Below are 17,328 nucleotides of genomic sequence, written 5' to 3' on the forward strand. Positions count from 1 at the left end.
CTTTCGGGAATGTTCAGCTGCGCCAGCTCGTCAGCCGCTTCTCGACCAGCGTCGTGGCGGAGAAGATCAGATAGGCGAGCAGCATGGAGACGACCACGGCTGCCCAGAGCAGGTCGTTCTTGCGATAGGAGGCGGCATCGAGGATCAGCGAGCCGAGCCCCGGCGCGCCGGAGAGCCATTCGGCCAGCATGGCCGAGAGGATGGCGCTGGTCGCCGCGCTGCGAAGGCCCGCGAAGATGAAGGGGAGGGCGAAGGGAAACCGCACCTTGAGGAAGAGCTGCACGCGGCTCGCGCCGAGCACATGCATGAGTTCGAGCGCGTTCTTTCGCGTCGAGGAGAAGCCCTTCATGGCGTTGACCATGATGGGGAAGAACGAGACGATCACGACGACGACGATCGCCGTGCCGATGCCGCGGCCGAACACCATGATCAGGATCGGCGCGATGGCGAGGACGGGCGCGGTGCGGAGGCCAATGACGATCGGCAGGACGGCATGAGTCGCCTTCTGCGAATTGACGAAGAGCGCGGCAAGGCCGATGGCGACGAGGAAGGCGACGACGAGGCCGGCCGCGGCGTTGCGCAGGGTCAGCGCGACGGAGAGGCCGATCTTGCCGAAATTGGCCTCGAAGGCGGCGAGCGTCGCTTCCGGCGGCGGCATGATGTAGGGCGGCACGGCGAAGACCGTGACCGCCGCTTTCCAGATCACGACGATCACCAGCGCGAAGACGAGCGGCCCGAGCGCCGCCCGAAGCAGGCTGCCGGCCCGGTTCGGCGCGGTGGCAGCAACATCAGCCATGGCCGCCGCCTCCGCCAGTTGTCTGCTGCGGCGCGCCGATCACGATCCGCTCGGCTAGCGCGACGAGGCCATAGGCAATGGTCGCGACCAGGCAGACGGCGACGATGGTGAGCCAGGCGAGCGGCACGTCGAAGGAGAACAGCGCATAGGTCATCATGATGCCGAGGCCGCGATCGGCGCTGACCCATTCGGCGATGAGCGCGCCGAGGACGGAGAGGGGCGCGGCGATCTTCAGCGCCGAGAACAGGTAGGGCAGGGCCGAGGGGAAGGCGAGTTTCGCGAGGCGCTGCCAGCGCGACGCCGCGAGGATGTGGAAGAGTTCGGAGACGTTGCGGTCGATCGCCTTGAAGCCCTGGATCACGCCGACAACGAGGGGAAACAGCGCCGCGATGGTCGCGATGACGATGCGCGAGGCGAGGCCATTGCCGACCCAAACCATCAGGATCGGCGTCAGCGCGATCAGCGGGATCGAATCCACGATGATGGCGAACTTCATGATGCTCGGCTCGGTGCGCCGCCATGAGGTGGCGACGGCTCCAAGGACGAGCGCGACGAGGGTTGCCAGGAAGAAGCCGGCCGCCGCCGACAGCACGGTCGGCACCATGTGGTAAAAGAGATCCGACCAGGAGCGGGTGAACGCGCCGGCGATCTCGCTCGGCGCCGGCACGGTGATCGGCAGCAGGTTCGCCGCCTTCGCCAGTTCCCAGATCGCCAGAATGACAATGATCACGGCGGCGGGCGCGAACAGCCTGCCCGCGGCGCGGCCGATGGCGCCGCCTTCGCGCGGGCGCGGCGCGGCGAGCGCGGCCTCGTCAGCCATGGGCGCGCTCCGGTCGGGCGGCCGCGCCATCATCCGCCAGTTCGTCGCCGAACAGGGCGGCGCGCACGGCGTTTTCCAGCCGGTTGAATTCCGCCGTCTGCAGCATGGCGAGATGGCGCGGGCGCGGCAGGTCGACCTCGATCGTCGTGACCAGACGGCCGGGATGGGCGGCGAGCACATGCACCTGATCGGCCATGAACACGGCCTCGCCGATCGTGTGCGTGACGAGGATCGCCGTGGTGCCGGTCTCCTGCCAGATGCGGAGCAGTTCGAGATTCATGCGCTGGCGTGTGATCTCGTCGAGCGCACCGAACGGCTCGTCGAGCAGCAGCACCTTGGGCCGCAGCGTCAGGGCGCGGGCGATCGAGACGCGCTGCTGCATGCCGCCGGAAAGCTGGGCGGGCTTGGCATTCTCGAAGCCGGAGAGGCCGACGAGGCGGATCAGGTTCTCCGGCCGCGGGCCGTCGCCGATCGGGCCGCCGGCGATCTCGAGCGGTAGCGAGACATTGTCGAGCACGGTGCGCCAGGGCAGCAGGCTCGCATCCTGAAAGACGAAGCCGATATCGTGGCGCAGCCGCGCCTCGCCCGGCGGTTTGCCGCCGATGGTGATCGCGCCGCTGGTCGGCCCGAGAATGTCGGCGACGAGCCTGAGCAGCGTGGACTTGCCGCAGCCCGACGGGCCGATCAGCGCGGAGAAGCTGCCCGAGGGGAAGGTCAGCGAGACATCGTCGATCGCCCGGACCGACCGGCGGTCGATCTCGAAATCCTTGGAGACGTGGTCGAGGATGATCTCGGTCATGCGATCAAGTCACTCCACATGGCCGCCCGCCGTGGTGGGCGCGCCCCGGCCCGCAATCAGTTGTCATTGCCGGGCTTGACCCGGCAATCCAGACTGGCTTGCGGCCTTCGGCTTTGGTTCCGGTCTTGCGAAGAAGGACTGGATTGCCGGGTCAAGCCCGGCAATGACAGCCTTTCTGTCGTTGCTCGTTCGGCCTGATGCCTCACTTCCCGTGCGCGGCGGCGATGAGCTTCTGCGTGACGACGTCCTCGACCTTGACCTGGCCCTCTTTCAGCTCGCCGGCCTTGATCGAGAAATCGATGCCCTGCTGGAACACCGAGGGCTCGATCCAGAGCAGGCCGTGCGTCTTGGCGTCGCCCACAGGGATGAAGTCCTTGTAGACACCGGCCTCGGCGGTCTGCGCCTTCAGGTCCAGGCCGCGCTGGCCGTATTTGTCGACCATCAGCTTGGCCATGGCGTCGGGATTGTCGAGGAACCATTGCCAGCCCTTGATCTCGGCCTTGAGCCAGCGCGTGATCAGGTCGGCCTTGGTATCGATCGACTCGTCGGTCGCGAACAGCACGCCGGCATAGCCGGGCAGGCCGAGGTCGTTCATGTAGGCGACCTCGATATCGACGCCGCGCTCCTTGAGCATGACACCCTGATTGGTCGCCCAGCCGTAATAGCCGTCGACCTGCCCGGCGGCGAGCATACCGGGATCCGTGCCGACCGGGACATAATTGACCGTCGAGGGATCGATACCGGCCGCTTTGAGCAGCACGTCCATCTGCGGGCGCGTCGCATTGGGCAGCGCGATCGTCTTGCCCGGGAAATCCTGCAGCGTCTTGATGGGCTTCGACGCGAGCGACATGATCGCGCCCGGCGCCTTCTGCATGATCGCGGCGAAGGCCTTGACCGGCACGCCCGAGATGCGCGTGCGCACGACGCCTTCGACATCGCTGTCGGAGGTCATCGCCTGGCCGCTGACGACGACGGCCGTGCCATCGGTGCCCGGGCCGCCCGAGAGGAACTCGGCCTCGATGCCCTCATCGGCGAAATAGCCCTGGTCGATGGCCGCGAAATGGCCGCCGAACTGGATGGATTTGATCCAGCCGAGCTGGTGGACGAACTTGTCCGCCGCATAGGCCGTCCTCGCGCCGAAGGAGAGGGCGCCGGGCGCGACGAAGACGCCGGCGAGGAGGCCGCCGCCGGCCTTCAGCAGCGAGCGGCGATCAAGCTTCAGCGCCGGCGCCTTGAGCGGGGCGGTGATCAGGTCGGAGGTGCTTTTCTTGTCGGTCATTGGCTGGCCTTTCCGGCATCCCTTCTGGAGAATGTCGCTGGTCAAAAGAGCAAGCTCCGTGCCACAAGAAAGCCGCGCAAACCCGACTTTCTACAAAATGGTATTTTGCCGATAATCGAGGTTCATGGCGCAAATCGCAGCAAGTGTTGCTTTCTTGAGCAAGGGAACAGGCTGACATGGCGGAAACGATCATCGCCAGCGGCATCGCGCAGCATGTCGCGATCGAGGGCCCTGCGGCGGGGCCGGCCCTGCTGCTCGTGCATGGCCTCGGCTGGGATCACACGCTCTGGGCCGGCCAGATCGAGACGCTGGTCGCGCGCGGCTGGCGCGTGATCGCGCCGGACCTCCGCGGCATGGGGGCGAGCGACAAGCCGGGCAGCCCCTATTCGATCGATCTCTATGCCGACGACATGCTGGCGCTGATGGATGCGCTTGGCGTGCGGCGCTTCGCGCTCGCCGGATTCTCTCTCGGCGGCATCATCGCGGCGGCGATGATCGGCAAGGCGGCGGCGCGGATCGAGGCGGCGCTGATCGCCTGCTGCGGCGTGCATTCGACGGCGGAAGGCGAGGCCGTCACGGAGGCGATGCTGGCGCGCGCAGTCGAGCTCGGTCCGCTCGCCTTCGCCCGCGAGCAGGCGGCGGCGATCTGGCATCCGGATTTTGCCGCGGCGCATCCCGACGCGGTCGAGCGCTTCATCGTCTGGCGCGCCGCAATGGATCAGGCGGCGCTGACGCGCGCGTTTCGCTCGGGTTACGGCATCGACTATCGGCCGGTGCTGGATGCGGCGCGGCTGCCGGTCCGCTTCGTCGCGGCCGATCGCGACCCCTTCGCCTCCGTCGCGACGCTGGAGGATCTCAAACGCCGGGTTCCGGGCGCCGATCTCGTCGTGATCGAACGGTCGGGCCATATGGCGCCGATCGAGCAGCGCCCGGCCTTCGACGCGGCGCTGGTGGATTTTCTCGATCGGGCGGCCGTCAGGAAGGGGTAGGCGCCGGCGCCGTGCTGCCGCGCTCCAGCCATTCGCTGGGGAGCACGGTGCGCTCGGCGAGGGCTGCCTCGCCGGCAATGGCCTTCAGCAGGCCCTGCGCGGCCGCCGCGCCCATATCGACCGTCGGCTGGCGGATCGTCGCGAGGCCCGGACCGCAGAATTCGCCGACCGCCGCGCCGTCGAAGCCCATCACCGAGACGGCCTCCGGCACGGCGATGCCCGCCCGGCGGATCGTGTGCATGAAGGCGATGGCGATATCGTCGCTGCAGCAGAGCACTGCGGTCGGCCGCTCATCGAGCGCGAGGAACGCGGCGGCGGCCGCGCTGCCGCAAGCGAAGCCCTCTCGAAAATCATAGAACTGTCCGAAGCGGCGGACCGCTCCCTCGCCGAGGCCGGCTACGTCCAGTGCCTCGATCAGCCCGCCATAACGCTCGACATCGTGGAAATTGCCGATCGGCCCGGCCACGAAGTAGAAGTGCCGATGGCCCGTCGCGATCAGGCGCTGTGCCGCCGCGCGCATCGCCTCGCGCTCGTTGGTGACGACGCTCGGCACGCCCTTGCCGGTGAGATCCAGCAACACCGAGACGATCGGAATGCCGGCATCCGATAGCGTGCGGTTGCCGTGGTGCGGAAGCTCCGAGGCGAGAATGATCGCGCCGCGGACCGTGCCGCCGAAGGCGAGGTCGAGAATGTGCCGTTCCGTATCTTCGTCACGGTCGAGGTTCGCGATGAGGAGATGGAAGCCGGCCTTGGTCAGTTCAGTATCGACGCCATCGAGGACCTCGGACACGGTCTGCGAGGCGCCATAGAAGAGCGGGCCGGGCAGCACGACCATGACGATGTCGGAGCGCCCGATGCGCAGGTTGCGCGCTGCGGCGTTCGGGGTATAGCCGAGCTGCTCGGCCGCCGCTGCGATGCGCTGGCGTGTCTCCTCGTTGACCCGGCCCGGATTGGCGAGCGCCCGGCTCACCGTCGAGACGGCGACGCCGGCCAAGCGGGCGACGTCGCTCATCAACGGGCCGGTGCCCTCATGCGTTGCTGCCGTTCTTTTCTTCATGACCCCATTCCACGCGATTCGGCGGCTCGCCGAAACCGATATCGGAATTTTCTGGCAATCGATTGCCAACCCCGTTGCACATTTTCCGGACTCGGCTAATCTAGGTGCATGGCAATCGATTGCCAACCCATAACGCATTGATTTTGAAATGATCTGGCCAAGGCCAGGTCGCGGATGTCCGCTGCGCGGGCGCCGGCTGAATGGATGGAAGAGACGATGGTCGAGGCGAAGAAGCTCAAGTTCGGCGTGGATCTGGTGACGTTTTTCCACCCCGGATTCTGGGGTGTGGACAGCTATGACGCGATCATCGCCCATGCGAAGGCCGAGCCCCGTGCGTTCTGGGACAAGATCCTCGACGCGATCGAGGCATCGGGCGTCACCGGCGTCGAGCCGACCTTCTCGCCCTTCAACTGGCGCGATGCGGTGAAGACCTATGGTTCGGTCGAGGCCTTTGCAGCCGAGCTCTCGAAGCGCGGCCTGTCGCTCGCCTCGGGCTTCTTCGCCGAGCTGGAGCATGGCGCGTCGATCGCCGATCCGGCCGTGCAGGCCAGGATCCTGGCCAGCGCCGGCGACTACGCGGCCTTCATCAAGGCCTGCGGTGGCGAGGCCATGGTCATCGGCATGCCGATGCGCCAGACGCCCGGCGCCGAGCCCGTCGAGTTCGTTGACCTCGCCGCGGCACAGCCGATCGCCGATTTCCTCAATCGTCTCGGCGCACTGACGGCGAAGCACGGCGTCAAGCTGGCGCTCCATACCGAAGCGCACTCGATGTTCTGTTCGAGCCGCGACGTCGATCTCTTCCTGCTGCTGACCGACCCGGCCTATGTGCATTTCTGCCCGGACACCGCGCATCTGATCGTCGCCGGCGCCGATCCGCTGAAGGTGATCGAGCGCCACCGCGAGCGCATGGTGATTGCGCACTGGAAGGATGCGATCGGCCCGATGCCGGTGGATACGCCGATCGACGAGAAGATCCACGAGCGGCATCGGCCGTATTTCTGTGGCTTCGGCATCGGCCGCGTCGACTGGCACGCCTTCGTGAAGCTGCTCCGCGACACGCAGTATGAGGGCTGGGCGATCCTCGAGCTCGACGCCGCGCCCGATCCCATCGCCGACATCGCCGCCGGCCTCAAGTTCATCAACACTGCGCTGGCGCCGACCTACATCTGACCCTTCGCCGGAGGCGGCTCCTCCGCCGCCTCCTCCAGCAAGGCCCCGCAAGAGGGCCCCTTCCTTGCAGAGGTGACTTCATGACGAGACTGACGAAAGCCCTTCTTTGCTGTTCCGCGCTGCTGATCGCATCCTCGGCCCATGCCGACGACAAGCTGCCGGCCGAAGTGATGCATTCCTGGACATCGGGCGGCGAAGCCGCTGCGGTCAAGGTGATCGTGGACGCGTTCAACGCCCGCGGCGGCGAATGGTCGGATGCGTCCATCGCCGGCTTCGAGAGCGCCAATGCCGCCTATACGAGCCGCATCCTCTCCGGCAATCCGCCGACGGCCCGCTCCGTGATCTTCGGCCTCGACCAGCGCGAATTGATGGAGCAGGGGCTGCTCAACTATGTCGACGCGGTCGCGGCGGCAGGCAAATGGTCGGACGCGGTTCCCGCCAATCTCTATGCGACGCTCGGCTATGACGGGCACATCTATCTCGCGCCGATCTCCATGCATGGCGAGAGCTGGATGTTCTATTCGAAGCCCGTCTTCGAGAAGGCCGGCATCGCGGCCGAGCCGGCGAGCTGGGACGAGTTCTTCGCCGACATGGACAAGATCAAGGCTGCCGGCCTGGTGCCGATCGCCTGGGGCGGCCAGGCCTGGCAGGAGCTGAAGGTGTTCAACGCCATCCTCCTGTCGCAGCTCGGCGTCGAGGGCTTCGGCAAGGCCTATGCGGGCGACGAGGCCACCATCAAGTCCGACGGCTTCAAGAAGACCGTCGAGATCTTCGGCAAGATGCGCGACTATGTCGATCCGTCGGCGGCGGGCCGCAACTGGAACGACGCCACCGCCATGGTCATCTCCGGCAAGGCCGGCGTCCAGTTCATGGGCGACTGGGCCAAGGGCGAGTTCATCAATGCCGGCAAGACGCTCGGCACCGATTATGGCTGTGCGCTGGCGCCGGGATCGGACGGCATGGTGATCATCGGCGACGCCATGGCCTTCCCCAAGACCGGCAAGGCCGAGCAGGACAAGGCGCAGGCGCTGCTCGCCGAGGTGATCATGGATCCCAAGATCCAGGTCGAGTTCGCCAAGAAGAAGGGCTCCTTCCCGGTCCGCAAGGATGTCGACACGTCGAGCCTCGACGCCTGCGCGCAGAAGGGCGTCGCCATGCTCGCCGCCGGCAAGGTGGCGCCCGAGCATGCGATCATCATCTCACCGGCCAAGGGCGGTGCCGTCACCGATCTGATCGGCGAGTTCTGGGCGAACCCCGCCATGACCGGCGACGAGGTCGTGGAGAAGTTCGCCGCCGCGGTCACCGAGGGCTGAGCCGATGGCTGCCGGGCGGGAGACCTCCCCTCGCTTGCCCGGCGCCGGCAAGGCTGCGTCCTCCAAGGGGCGCGGCCTTGCCGGGAAGCCGAGGCGTCTTCGCGCCGCGACGGCCTTCCTGACGCTGGTGCCGACCTGGATCGTCGTCCTCGTCGTCTATGTCGGCACCATGATCTGGTCGATCCAGCTCTCCTTCACATCCTCGCGCATGCTGCCGACGGCGAACTATGTCGGCGTCGAGCAGTACAGGCGGCTGTTTGCGACGGCGCGCTGGATCGTCTCGCTGCAGAACCTCGTGATCTTCGGCGTCCTGTTCATCGCCGGCTGCATCGTGATCGGCACGCTGCTGGCGATTTCGCTCGACCGGAAGGTGCGGTTCGAGAACGCGTTCCGCACCATCTTCCTCTACCCCTACGCCATGTCGTTCATCGTCACCGGTCTTGTCTGGCAATGGCTGATGAATCCCGAGCTCGGCATCCAGACCACGATGCGCGCGCTCGGCTGGACCTCCTTCACCTTCGATTGGGTTGTCGATCGCAACCTTGCCATCTACGCCGTCGTGCTCTCCGGTCTCTGGCAATCTTCGGGCCTCGTCATGGTGCTGATGCTCGCGGGCCTGCGCGGTGTCGACGGTGAGATCTGGCGCGCCGCCCGCGTCGACGGCATCCCGACCTGGCGCATCTATGTCTCGATCGTGCTGCCGCAGCTCGGCCCCTCGCTCGCCACGGCGGTGACGCTGCTGGCCATGGGCGTGGTGAAAACTTACGACCTCGTCGTGGCGCTCACGAATGGCGGTCCGGGATCGGCGTCCGAAGTGCCGGCGAAATTCATCATGGACAATCTGTTCGGACGCCAGAATCTGGGCCTCGCCACGGCCGCCTCGACGGTGATGCTGATCACCGTGCTCGCGATCCTCGCGCCCTATGCCTATGCCCAGTCGATGCGCGCCCGGCGTGCACGGGGAGCGGTCTGATGGCAGCGCCCCAGAATCCGCGCGGCCCCCGGCCGGCGGGCGTGACCGTCGGCCGCGTTGGCCTCTATGGCTTCCTCGCGATCTCCGCCGCCTTCTTCCTGCTGCCGGCCTATGTGATGGTCGTGACGTCGCTGAAGAGCATGGACGAGATCCGCCTCGGCGCCATCTTCGCCTGGCCGGCGCATTTCGACCTCTCGGCCTGGCTCACGGCCTGGTCCGGCGCCTGCACGGGACTGACGTGCAACGGCATCGGCGTCGGCTTCTGGAACTCGGTCAAGATCACCGTGCTCTCGGTCGCCTTCTCCGTGATCATCGGCGCGATCAATGGCTATGCGCTCTCCTTCTGGCGGCCGGCCGGCGCGAAGATCGTCTTCGGCCTGCTGATGCTCGGCGCCTTCCTGCCGTTCCAGATCTTCATCTATCCGCTGGTGCGTGGCTTCGCGGCGATCGGGATCGCGGATTCCTTGGCCGGCATCGTGCTGGTGCACGTGCTGTTCGGCCTGCCGCTGGTGACGCTGCTGTTCCGCAACTACTACGCCGCGATCCCGGTCGAGCTGTTCAAGGCGGCGCGGGTCGACGGCGCCGGCTTCTGGCGGATCTTCCTCGAGGTGATCCTGCCGATGTCGACGCCGATGGTGGTGGTCGCCTCGATCTTCCAGACGACCGGCATCTGGAACGACTTCCTGTTCGGCCTCGTCTTCGCCGGCCGCGACAACCTGCCGATGACCGTGCAGCTCAACAATATCGTCAACACGACGACGGGCGAGCGCTTCTACAACGTCAACATGGCCGCGACCATGCTCGCCGCCGCCGTCCCCCTCGTCATCTATTTCGTCTCGGGGCGGTGGTTCGTGCGCGGCATCGCCGCCGGCGCGGTGAAGGGATGAGCCCTATGGATGTGGCCATGACGGCGGACGCGGCCGTATCCGTCCGCGACCTCGACATCGCCTATGGCGGCGCGACCGTGGTCAAGAGCCTTTCGCTCGATATCGCGCCGGGGGAGTTCCTTGTGCTGCTGGGGCCGTCGGGCTGCGGCAAGTCCACGCTGCTCAACGCCATTGCCGGCCTGATCGACATCGCCGACGGCGAGATCTGGATCGCCGGCAACAACGTCACCTGGGCCGAGCCGAGCCAGCGCGGGATCGGCATGGTGTTCCAGTCCTATGCGCTCTATCCGCGCATGACCGTGGAGCGGAACCTCTCCTTCGGCCTTCGCGTCGCCGGGCTGCCCAAGGCCGAGATCGAGACGCGCGTCGCCAAGGCGGCGGCGCTGCTGCATCTCGGCCCGCTCCTGAAGCGGCGCCCCTCCGAGCTTTCCGGCGGCCAGCGCCAGCGCGTCGCCATCGGCCGCGCCCTGGTGCGCGACGTCGACGTCTTCCTGTTCGACGAGCCGCTCTCCAATCTGGATGCCAAGCTGCGCAACGAGCTGCGCGTCGAGATCAAGAAGCTGCACCAGCAGCTCGGCAATACCATGGTCTATGTGACGCATGACCAGGTCGAGGCGCTGACGCTCGCAGACCGGATCGCCGTCATGCAGGGCGGCGTGATCCAGCAGCTCGCGAGCCCGGCCGAGATCTATCACCGTCCCGTCAACCGCTTCGTCGCCGGCTTCATCGGCGCGCCGGCGATGAACTTCCTCGAGGGGCGGCTGGACCTGACGCATGGCCCCGTCTTCGTTGCGGGCAACCAGCGGCTCGACCTCGGGCGCTATCCCTTCACCGCGCCGCCCGCTGAAGGGCCGGCGACCCTCGGCTTCCGGCCGGAGCACGTCGCGCTCGCCGCGGCGCCGGGCGCGCCGGTTCTGCCGGCCACCGTCTCGGTCGTCGAGCCGATGGGCGCCGACGCCGTCATCTGGGCCGAGCATGATGGCTGGCCATTCTCGATCCGCATCATGAGCGAGGTCACGGTCGCGCCCGGCGACATCCTCGCCGTCGGCCTCGACGTCGCGCGCGCCTCGCTGTTCGGCGCGGACGGGATGCGTCTCTGATCCAACCTCTGGAGTATCGTCACATGACCCAGCGCGTCGGCCTCGTCGGCTGCGGCAACATCTCTGAAATCTACCTCGTCAACGCGGCCCGTTTCCCGGCGATCCGCGTCGTCGCCTGCGCGGATCTCAATCCGGCGGCGGCGAAGGCCAAGGCCGAGGCGCATGGCATCGCGGCCCGCTCGGTCGCGGATCTCATCGCCGCCGACGATGTCGATATCGTGCTGAACCTCACCGTCCCGGCGGCCCATGCCGAGGTGGCGCTCGCCGCGCTCGCGGCCGGTAAGCACGTCTATACCGAGAAGCCGCTCGCCACGACGACGGCGGCCGGACGGCTCATCCTCGAAAGCGCGTTGGCGCGCGGCCTTCGCGTCGGCGCGGCGCCCGATACGGTGCTCGGCGCCGGCGTGCAGACCGCGCGGCGGCTCTTCGACGAAGGCTCGCTCGGCCGGCCGGTGCTCGGCACGGCGGCCGTCCTGTCGCACGGCATGGAGATGTGGCATCCGAACCCGGATTTCTTCTTCAAGTCCGGCGGCGGTCCCGTGCTCGACATGGGGCCCTATTACGTCGCCACGCTGCTGACGCTGCTCGGCCCGGTCGCGACGGTCGCCGCCATCGGCCAGATCGGCAATGCCGAGCGCATCATCACGGCGCCGGATTCGCCCTTCCGTGGCAACACGATCAAGGTCGAGACGCTGACCAGCGTGCAGGCGCTGCTGCAATTCGCGAACGGAACGCAGGTTTCGTTCCTGGCGAGCTGGGATGTGTGGAACCACTCCATGCCGCATGTCGAGCTGCACGGCACCGAGGGCTCGCTCCGCGTTCCCGATCCGAACTGGTTCGGCGGCGCGGTGGAGGTCTCGCGCGGCGGGGCGCCGTTCGAGGCCGTCGCGACGGGCGGCATGGTCTATGGCGGCGCCAACTGGCCGACCTTTGCCGGCGACGTCGCCAATTATCGCGGCCTCGGCCTCGCCGACATGGCGGACGCGATCGAGACCGGCCGGCCGCACCGAGCCAATGGCGATGTCGGATTGCATGCGCTCGCCGTGATGGAGGCCATGCTCGAATCGGCGCTCGCCGGCGGGACGACACTGGCGATCGACGCGCCGATGGAGCGGCCGGCGGCACTCGGCGAAGATGAAGCGCGCGCCCTGACGGTAACGCCCTGATCCGGGCGGGCCTATCCATTGTTCTCGACTGACTCTAGACTGCGCGTCTGCAGCCGAAACGCGTTCGGCTGCACGGAACGCCGGTAGGCTGGACTGCGGATCGAGGCGAATGGACGTCGGAACGGGCGGCAAGGGGCGCGGCGCGAACGAGGCGGAGCCGCCGGAAGAGGGCGGCCGGCGCGTGCGCGGTCTCGGCGCGCAGACGGTCTATGAGCGGCTGCGCCGCTCGATCCTCGATCTGTCGCTCGCGCCCGGCAGCCCGCTCGACGAGGTCAGCCTGGCGGCCGAGTTCGACATGTCGCGGACCCCGGTGCGCGAGGCCATGGTGCGCCTCGCAGCGGAGGGGCTCGTCACGACGCTGCCGAACCGCAACACCATCGTCTCGCCGATCGATTTCATGCGCCTGCCAGTCTATTTCGAGGCGCTGACGCTGATGTATCGCGTGACGACGCGCGCGGCGGCCGTGCATCGGAGCGCGGCGGACCTGAAGAAGATCCGCGCGCTCGCCGCCGCCTATGCCGATGCCGTCGAGCGGCGCGACGCGCTGACCATGATCGAGCAGAACCGCGAGTTCCACGTCGCGATCGCCGAGGCCGGCGGCAATCCCTACTTCCTGACCCTCTTCACGCGCCTGCTGGATGAGGGAAGGCGCCTGCTCCGCCTTTATTATTCCTCGTTCGACGACCGGTTGCCGCGCCAATATGTCGACGAGCACGAGGCCATGGTCGTGGCCATCGAGGCGCACGACGCCGAGCGGGCCGACGGGCTGGCCGCCGCCCATGCCGCGCAGATCGTGCGGCAGATCCAGAGCTATATGACGCGCGACACCATGGCGGGGATCGCGCTCACCGATCGCTGACGGCCTTCTGGGGGGAGGGGACATGCGCCAGTTCGCGGAGATCGTCGCGCTCGCCGCGAGCCGCAAGGGCGGCATCGCGGCAGTGGAGACGTTGCTCGCCGAGACGCCGTCGCGCACGCCCGAGCAGATCGCGGCGCTGACCGACGATCGCATCCTCGCCGCCATGACCAAGCGCATCTTCAGCGCCGGCCTCTCGCACAAGATGATCGAGGCGAAATGGCCGGCCTTCGAGGCGGCGTTCGATCGCTTCGATCCGGCAGCCTGCGCCTTCATGGATGACGAGCGCTTCGATGCGCTGACGCGGGACGCGTCGATCGTGCGCAATGGCGCCAAGATCCGCGCGGTGCAGGCCAATGCCGCCTTCCTGATGGATCTCGCCCGCGAACATGGCAGCGCCGCGCGCTTCTTCGCGAACTGGCCGGACGCCGATCTCGTCGGGCTGCTCGATGTCATGAAGCGCCGCGGGGCGTATCTCGGCGGTGACAGCGGCATGCGCGTGCTGCGCGACATCGGCAAGCCGGCCTTCGTGGCGACCCGCGCCGTGGTGGCCGCGCTGATCCGCGAGGGCGTGATCGACAAGGCGCCGAGCGCCAAGCGCGATTTCGCCGCGATCCAGGCCGCGTTCAACGCCTGGTCCGCGCAATCGGGCCGCGACCTGACCCAGATCAGCCGCATCCTGGCGATGAGCACCGACGACTGAAGCCCGCGCCGGGGCCGCAAGGTCAGGCTCTCGCGCCCTTCATCCCTCCCATGCCGTGACGCCCGGACCGCGCCCGCCCGCGGATCGCCGCAATTCGCCAAAAATTAACCTTAACAATAGGTAAACATGAAATTGCCGTCACATCGGCGGGTTGAGGCGTCTGGCCGCCTTGTCGTCAGTTAACGCTTTGTTAAGCTTGTTCGCATTCGGGGCATGAAGGCCTGCCCCTTCAGGAGACACGTCATGTCTGTTGCGGCTTTGGCGCCCTCGGCGCCAAGCTTCTCGGAGCGCTTGTTCAGTGCTCTGGAGAAGGTCGACTACCGGGCTGCGGTGAGCGAGGCGGATCGCGACGCCGTGTTCCGTCTGCGCTACGATGCCTATGAGCGGGAGCGGGCGGTCGGGCCGACCCCAACCCGCCGACTCTCCGATCGTTATGACGATCTCGCCAACACCATGGTCACGTCGATCCATCTCGATGGGGCGCTGGCGGCGACGATCCGCATCAGCGTGATGACGCCCGAGCAGCCGGACGGCCCGGATGGTCCGCCCTTCGCCGATGTCGTCGATCCCATGCTCGCGGCGGGCAAGGTGCTGATCGACCCGACCCGGCATGCAACGGATGAAGGTTTCTCGAACGCCTATCCGGGGCTGATGCCCTATTTGACCACCCGCGTCGCCTGGATGGCTGCCGAATATTTCGATGCTGACGTGATCCTTGCCAGCGTGCGGACCGAGCACCAGGCGTTCTATCGGCGCGTGTTCGGCTGCGTGCTGATCTGCGAGCCGCGGCCCTATCCGCCGCTGACCAAGCCGCTCAGCCTGATGATGCTGGACTTCAAGGCGGCGCGCGAGAAGGTGCTGCAGCGCTATCCCTCGTTCCGCTCGACGGCGTTCGAGCGGCGCATGCTGTTCGAGCCGTTCTACGGCGCGGCGAAACGCGAGCTGCCGGCCGAGCCGGCCATGGCCCGATCGGCCTGACGCGGCCCCTCCGGGGACCGCATCAGAGCGATCCTGCGTCCCCTATGGGCAGCGCCAGTAGAGCTGCCCGTAGGAATTGGCCACCTGGTAGCAGCCGGGACGCGGGGCGACGACGACCACCGGCGGCGGCACGACCACGACCGGCGTCGTCGCCGCGCGATAGGTCGTCCGGCGCGCGACGCCGGCATAGCTCATCGGGGTCAGCGGACGTCCGACCACCGCCTCGGCTTGCGGGGCGAGCGCAAGACGTGCGCCCATGAAAGATCCCGGATCCGGCGTCAGGGTCGCGAAGCCCGCCACGGCAGCGAAGGCGAGGGCGGCAAGGCGCGATGCGGCGTGTTTCATTTCGCTTCTCCCATGATGGCACCGGGCGGAACTTCGTCGATGGCGCCGAGCGCGGCGAAATCGACCTTCTGCGCGCCGGCCGGCGGCGTGAAGGTGAAGGCGTCGGCGGCGAAGTTCGGGCTCGCATTCCAGTTCTTGATGCGGAGCGTATATTCCGGCGCCGCGGCCACGCCCTTGCTGGTGATCACCAGCTGACGGGGAATCGGCTTCGGCCCCACCTCGACCCAGAGCTGGATGTCGGTATCGATGGTGCGGAAGGCGAGGTGCTCGCATTCGACGCCGTCGATCACGCCGCGGCCGATATGATGCGCCTCGATGACGCCGCCCATCAGCGCGCCAAACGCGTCACCCGAGATCAGATCCGCGGCCGGCAGTTCGGCGCCACCCTGACGCAGGGCCGAAACGATATCGGCGATGGTCGCGCCCTCGACGGGGAATTGCGCATAGCGGCCGACATTGCGTCCGAGCACGGTGAATGTCTTGCCGTCGCTGACGGCCTCGACATCGGCATAGCCGCCGGTGCGGCGGGCGTGGATGCGGTTGGGGCGGTCGAGATCGAGCGACCCGGACGAGGTGAAGCGGATCTTCTGGATCTGCGGCGTCACGACCTCGATCGCGGTATCGAAGGTGATCGAAAGCGCCTTCTGGCTCGCGACATAGTCGGACATCGCCTTGACGATCGCCGCCGCGTCGTCCTCGGCACGGGCCACGCCGGCACCGGCGAGCGCCAGCCCCAGGACGGCCGACGCAAGGACCGCCCGGCGCAGAAATCCGCGCCTGCGGCCGCTGCTGGACAAGTGCGTCATCGCATTCCTCCCGGAATTTCGTTGGTCTTGCCGGGATGGTAGGCTTCGCGGGACGATATGGTGAACGAATTCGCGACAGACGCGGAGGTTGTCGTCAGTGTCCCTTCTCGCTCGCGGCGAGACGGCGGGCGACGAAGCCGGCGATCGATGGGCCGAGCAGCACGATGAGGAAGAAGCGCAGCGCCTGCAGCGACATGACGAAGCCGATGTCGACCGGCGCGGAGGAGGCGATGATCGCGACCGAATCCATGCCGCCGGGGCTCGTCGCGAGATAGGCGGTGAGCGGATCGACGCCGACGAGCCGCACGAGCAGCAGAGCGAGCGCACCGCAGAAGGCGATGAGCACCAGGATCGACAGGACGAGATGCGGCAGGATCCGCGCGGCGTGGTGCAGGATCTGCCGCGTGAAGCCGAGCCCGATCCGCCATCCGATCAGCGCATAGCCGATCGACAGCAGCCACTCCGGCAGCACGATGTCGATCACGCCGCCCGCGTGCAGCGCCGCGCCGGCGATCATCGGCACCAGCATCGTGCCGGAGGGAATGCGGCTGAACCTGCCGATGATCGTTCCGCCCGCGGCGATCGCCAGCGTCGCGGAGAAGGCGCTCCAGTCGAGCGCCGGAAACCAGATGATCGCGGGACGGGGCGCGGCGGAGAGATCGGCGAAGAATCCCGCGACGATCGAGGCGGCGCCGGCGACCATGACCACGCGCAGATATTGCATCAGCGCCACGAGGCGCGCGTCGGCGCCGAAGGTCTCTGCCATCAGCACCATGGCGGAGGCCGCGCCCGGCGAGGAGCCCCAGACGGCGGTCGTGCCGGGCAGGATGCGGCGACGGCTCATCACGAAGCCGAGGAAGCTCGATGCGAAGACCGTCGTGGCAACGATCGCGACGAAGAGCGGCCAGTCGGCGAGGAAGGTTCCGAGGATGCCGGGCGTGATCGCCGAGGCGATCAGCATCGCCACGATCGCCTGTGCCGCCAGCGAAAGACCCTCGGGAACGCGCACCGTCGCGCCGGCCACGCCGGCGCCGATCGCCGCGATCATCGGCCCGAGCAGCAGCGCCGCCGGCAGCCCTGCCGCGAACAGCAGCGCCGACACGAGCGCCGACGCGGCAAGGAGCGCGAGCCATTGCAGCGCGCGCGGCCAGAGGCCGATCGTTGGAGAGCGGAAGGAGCGCATCATCGGGGGAGGGAGCCTCTGAACGGGGGCATGATAGCACCATCGCCCCGCGCGCGGCGACGATGGACCGCGACCAAGCGTCCGCGCGGCAGCGCCGATCCTCTCCAA

General features: G+C 67.6%; 18 protein-coding genes. 10 read left to right on the forward strand and 8 right to left on the reverse strand.

The genetic code is table 11. The features are described from left to right. Nucleotides 1–13 precede the first annotated feature (13 nt). The 4 genes from GGR25_RS16930 to GGR25_RS16945 form a co-directional block, all read right to left on the reverse strand. Nucleotides 14–796: an ABC transporter permease gene (locus tag GGR25_RS16930; RefSeq protein WP_183400007.1), complete on the reverse strand. Its 783-nt coding sequence runs from the start codon at nt 794–796 to the stop codon at nt 14–16. Continuing rightward, nucleotides 789–1,616, reverse strand: coding sequence for an ABC transporter permease (locus GGR25_RS16935; RefSeq protein WP_183400008.1), 828 nt, complete (start codon nt 1,614–1,616; stop codon nt 789–791). Before GGR25_RS16935 ends, GGR25_RS16930 begins: the two co-directional genes overlap by 8 nt. After that, nucleotides 1,609–2,415 carry an ABC transporter ATP-binding protein gene (locus tag GGR25_RS16940; protein ID WP_183400009.1) on the reverse strand — a complete coding sequence of 269 codons (807 nt, stop codon included), beginning with the start codon at nt 2,413–2,415 and terminating at the stop codon, nt 1,609–1,611. The genes GGR25_RS16935 and GGR25_RS16940 overlap by 8 nt, the downstream gene beginning before the upstream one ends. 202 nt (nt 2,416–2,617) lie before the next feature. After that, nucleotides 2,618–3,694, reverse strand: a complete 1,077-nt coding sequence (locus tag GGR25_RS16945; RefSeq protein WP_183400010.1) for an ABC transporter substrate-binding protein — start codon at nt 3,692–3,694, stop codon at nt 2,618–2,620. Between the two features lie 176 nt (nt 3,695–3,870). Between GGR25_RS16945 and GGR25_RS16950 the strand changes: the two genes are divergently transcribed. After that, nucleotides 3,871–4,683 carry an alpha/beta fold hydrolase gene (locus GGR25_RS16950; protein WP_183400011.1) on the forward strand — a complete coding sequence of 271 codons (813 nt, stop codon included), beginning with the start codon at nt 3,871–3,873 and terminating at the stop codon, nt 4,681–4,683. Here GGR25_RS16950 and GGR25_RS16955 read toward each other — a convergent pair. After that, the gene (locus tag GGR25_RS16955; protein WP_246409869.1) at nt 4,670–5,740 is read right to left on the reverse strand and encodes a LacI family DNA-binding transcriptional regulator; all 1,071 of its coding nucleotides are present in this window, start codon (nt 5,738–5,740) and stop codon (nt 4,670–4,672) included. The genes GGR25_RS16950 and GGR25_RS16955 overlap by 14 nt on opposite strands. 216 nt (nt 5,741–5,956) lie before the next feature. On the opposite strand from GGR25_RS16955, the gene GGR25_RS16960 reads away from it, so the two are divergent. From GGR25_RS16960 to GGR25_RS17000, 9 genes are all read left to right on the forward strand, one after another. Beyond that, nucleotides 5,957–6,910, forward strand: a complete 954-nt coding sequence (locus tag GGR25_RS16960) for a sugar phosphate isomerase/epimerase family protein (RefSeq protein WP_183400341.1) — start codon at nt 5,957–5,959, stop codon at nt 6,908–6,910. Between the two features lie 80 nt (nt 6,911–6,990). Next, nucleotides 6,991–8,223, forward strand: coding sequence for an ABC transporter substrate-binding protein (locus GGR25_RS16965; RefSeq protein ID WP_183400012.1), 1,233 nt, complete (start codon nt 6,991–6,993; stop codon nt 8,221–8,223). Between the two features lie 34 nt (nt 8,224–8,257). After that, nucleotides 8,258–9,196, forward strand: coding sequence for a carbohydrate ABC transporter permease (locus GGR25_RS16970; protein WP_380147420.1), 939 nt, complete (start codon nt 8,258–8,260; stop codon nt 9,194–9,196). Then, the gene (locus tag GGR25_RS16975) at nt 9,196–10,083 is read left to right on the forward strand and encodes a carbohydrate ABC transporter permease (RefSeq protein ID WP_183400014.1); all 888 of its coding nucleotides are present in this window, start codon (nt 9,196–9,198) and stop codon (nt 10,081–10,083) included. The genes GGR25_RS16970 and GGR25_RS16975 overlap by 1 nt, the downstream gene beginning before the upstream one ends. 17 nt (nt 10,084–10,100) lie before the next feature. Next, nucleotides 10,101–11,183: an ABC transporter ATP-binding protein gene (locus GGR25_RS16980; RefSeq protein WP_183400015.1), complete on the forward strand. Its 1,083-nt coding sequence runs from the start codon at nt 10,101–10,103 to the stop codon at nt 11,181–11,183. 23 nt (nt 11,184–11,206) lie between these two features. Further along, nucleotides 11,207–12,349 (forward strand): Gfo/Idh/MocA family protein, encoded by a 1,143-nt coding sequence (locus tag GGR25_RS16985; protein ID WP_183400016.1) that lies wholly within the window; start codon nt 11,207–11,209, stop codon nt 12,347–12,349. A 109-nt stretch (nt 12,350–12,458) separates the two neighbouring features. Then, nucleotides 12,459–13,208 carry a GntR family transcriptional regulator gene (locus GGR25_RS16990; protein ID WP_183400017.1) on the forward strand — a complete coding sequence of 250 codons (750 nt, stop codon included), beginning with the start codon at nt 12,459–12,461 and terminating at the stop codon, nt 13,206–13,208. 22 nt (nt 13,209–13,230) lie between these two features. After that, nucleotides 13,231–13,908: a DNA-3-methyladenine glycosylase I gene (locus GGR25_RS16995; protein WP_183400018.1), complete on the forward strand. Its 678-nt coding sequence runs from the start codon at nt 13,231–13,233 to the stop codon at nt 13,906–13,908. A 243-nt stretch (nt 13,909–14,151) separates the two neighbouring features. Then, nucleotides 14,152–14,886 carry an N-acyl amino acid synthase FeeM domain-containing protein gene (locus GGR25_RS17000; protein ID WP_183400019.1) on the forward strand — a complete coding sequence of 245 codons (735 nt, stop codon included), beginning with the start codon at nt 14,152–14,154 and terminating at the stop codon, nt 14,884–14,886. A 42-nt stretch (nt 14,887–14,928) separates the two neighbouring features. Here GGR25_RS17000 and GGR25_RS17005 read toward each other — a convergent pair whose 3' ends face one another. The 3 genes from GGR25_RS17005 to GGR25_RS17015 all read right to left on the reverse strand — a co-directional run bounded on the left by GGR25_RS17005 (nt 14,929) and on the right by GGR25_RS17015 (nt 17,223). Then, entirely contained in the window at nt 14,929–15,231 is a 303-nt protein-coding gene (locus tag GGR25_RS17005; protein ID WP_183400369.1) for a hypothetical protein, read from the reverse strand. Next, on the reverse strand, nt 15,228–16,037 hold the full coding sequence (locus tag GGR25_RS17010; protein ID WP_183400020.1) for a DUF2092 domain-containing protein: 810 nt from the start codon (nt 16,035–16,037) through the stop codon (nt 15,228–15,230). The genes GGR25_RS17005 and GGR25_RS17010 overlap by 4 nt, the downstream gene beginning before the upstream one ends. Before the next feature lie 94 nt (nt 16,038–16,131). After that, nucleotides 16,132–17,223 carry an AbrB family transcriptional regulator gene (locus GGR25_RS17015; protein WP_210299992.1) on the reverse strand — a complete coding sequence of 364 codons (1,092 nt, stop codon included), beginning with the start codon at nt 17,221–17,223 and terminating at the stop codon, nt 16,132–16,134. Nucleotides 17,224–17,328: the final 105 nt, after the last annotated feature.

This window comes from Kaistia hirudinis, from assembly GCF_014196455.1.
Classification (GTDB): Bacteria; Pseudomonadota; Alphaproteobacteria; order Rhizobiales; family Kaistiaceae; genus Kaistia; species Kaistia hirudinis.

Coding starts and splice junctions, on each gene's coding strand:
- GGR25_RS16965 (WP_183400012.1), top strand. CDS start 6,991: ATGACGAGACTGACGAAAGCCCTTCTTTGCTGTTCCGCGCTGCTGATC.
- GGR25_RS16960 (WP_183400341.1), top strand. CDS start 5,957: ATGGTCGAGGCGAAGAAGCTCAAGTTCGGCGTGGATCTGGTGACGTTT.
- GGR25_RS17000 (WP_183400019.1), top strand. CDS start 14,152: ATGTCTGTTGCGGCTTTGGCGCCCTCGGCGCCAAGCTTCTCGGAGCGC.
- GGR25_RS16945 (WP_183400010.1), bottom strand. CDS start 3,694: ATGACCGACAAGAAAAGCACCTCCGACCTGATCACCGCCCCGCTCAAG.
- GGR25_RS16950 (WP_183400011.1), top strand. CDS start 3,871: ATGGCGGAAACGATCATCGCCAGCGGCATCGCGCAGCATGTCGCGATC.
- GGR25_RS16935 (WP_183400008.1), bottom strand. CDS start 1,616: ATGGCTGACGAGGCCGCGCTCGCCGCGCCGCGCCCGCGCGAAGGCGGC.
- GGR25_RS17010 (WP_183400020.1), bottom strand. CDS start 16,037: ATGACGCACTTGTCCAGCAGCGGCCGCAGGCGCGGATTTCTGCGCCGG.
- GGR25_RS16930 (WP_183400007.1), bottom strand. CDS start 796: ATGGCTGATGTTGCTGCCACCGCGCCGAACCGGGCCGGCAGCCTGCTT.
- GGR25_RS16980 (WP_183400015.1), top strand. CDS start 10,101: ATGACGGCGGACGCGGCCGTATCCGTCCGCGACCTCGACATCGCCTAT.
- GGR25_RS16995 (WP_183400018.1), top strand. CDS start 13,231: ATGCGCCAGTTCGCGGAGATCGTCGCGCTCGCCGCGAGCCGCAAGGGC.
- GGR25_RS16940 (WP_183400009.1), bottom strand. CDS start 2,415: ATGACCGAGATCATCCTCGACCACGTCTCCAAGGATTTCGAGATCGAC.
- GGR25_RS16955 (WP_246409869.1), bottom strand. CDS start 5,740: ATGAAGAAAAGAACGGCAGCAACGCATGAGGGCACCGGCCCGTTGATG.
- GGR25_RS16990 (WP_183400017.1), top strand. CDS start 12,459: ATGGACGTCGGAACGGGCGGCAAGGGGCGCGGCGCGAACGAGGCGGAG.
- GGR25_RS17005 (WP_183400369.1), bottom strand. CDS start 15,231: ATGAAACACGCCGCATCGCGCCTTGCCGCCCTCGCCTTCGCTGCCGTG.
- GGR25_RS16985 (WP_183400016.1), top strand. CDS start 11,207: ATGACCCAGCGCGTCGGCCTCGTCGGCTGCGGCAACATCTCTGAAATC.
- GGR25_RS17015 (WP_210299992.1), bottom strand. CDS start 17,223: ATGATGCGCTCCTTCCGCTCTCCAACGATCGGCCTCTGGCCGCGCGCG.
- GGR25_RS16975 (WP_183400014.1), top strand. CDS start 9,196: ATGGCAGCGCCCCAGAATCCGCGCGGCCCCCGGCCGGCGGGCGTGACC.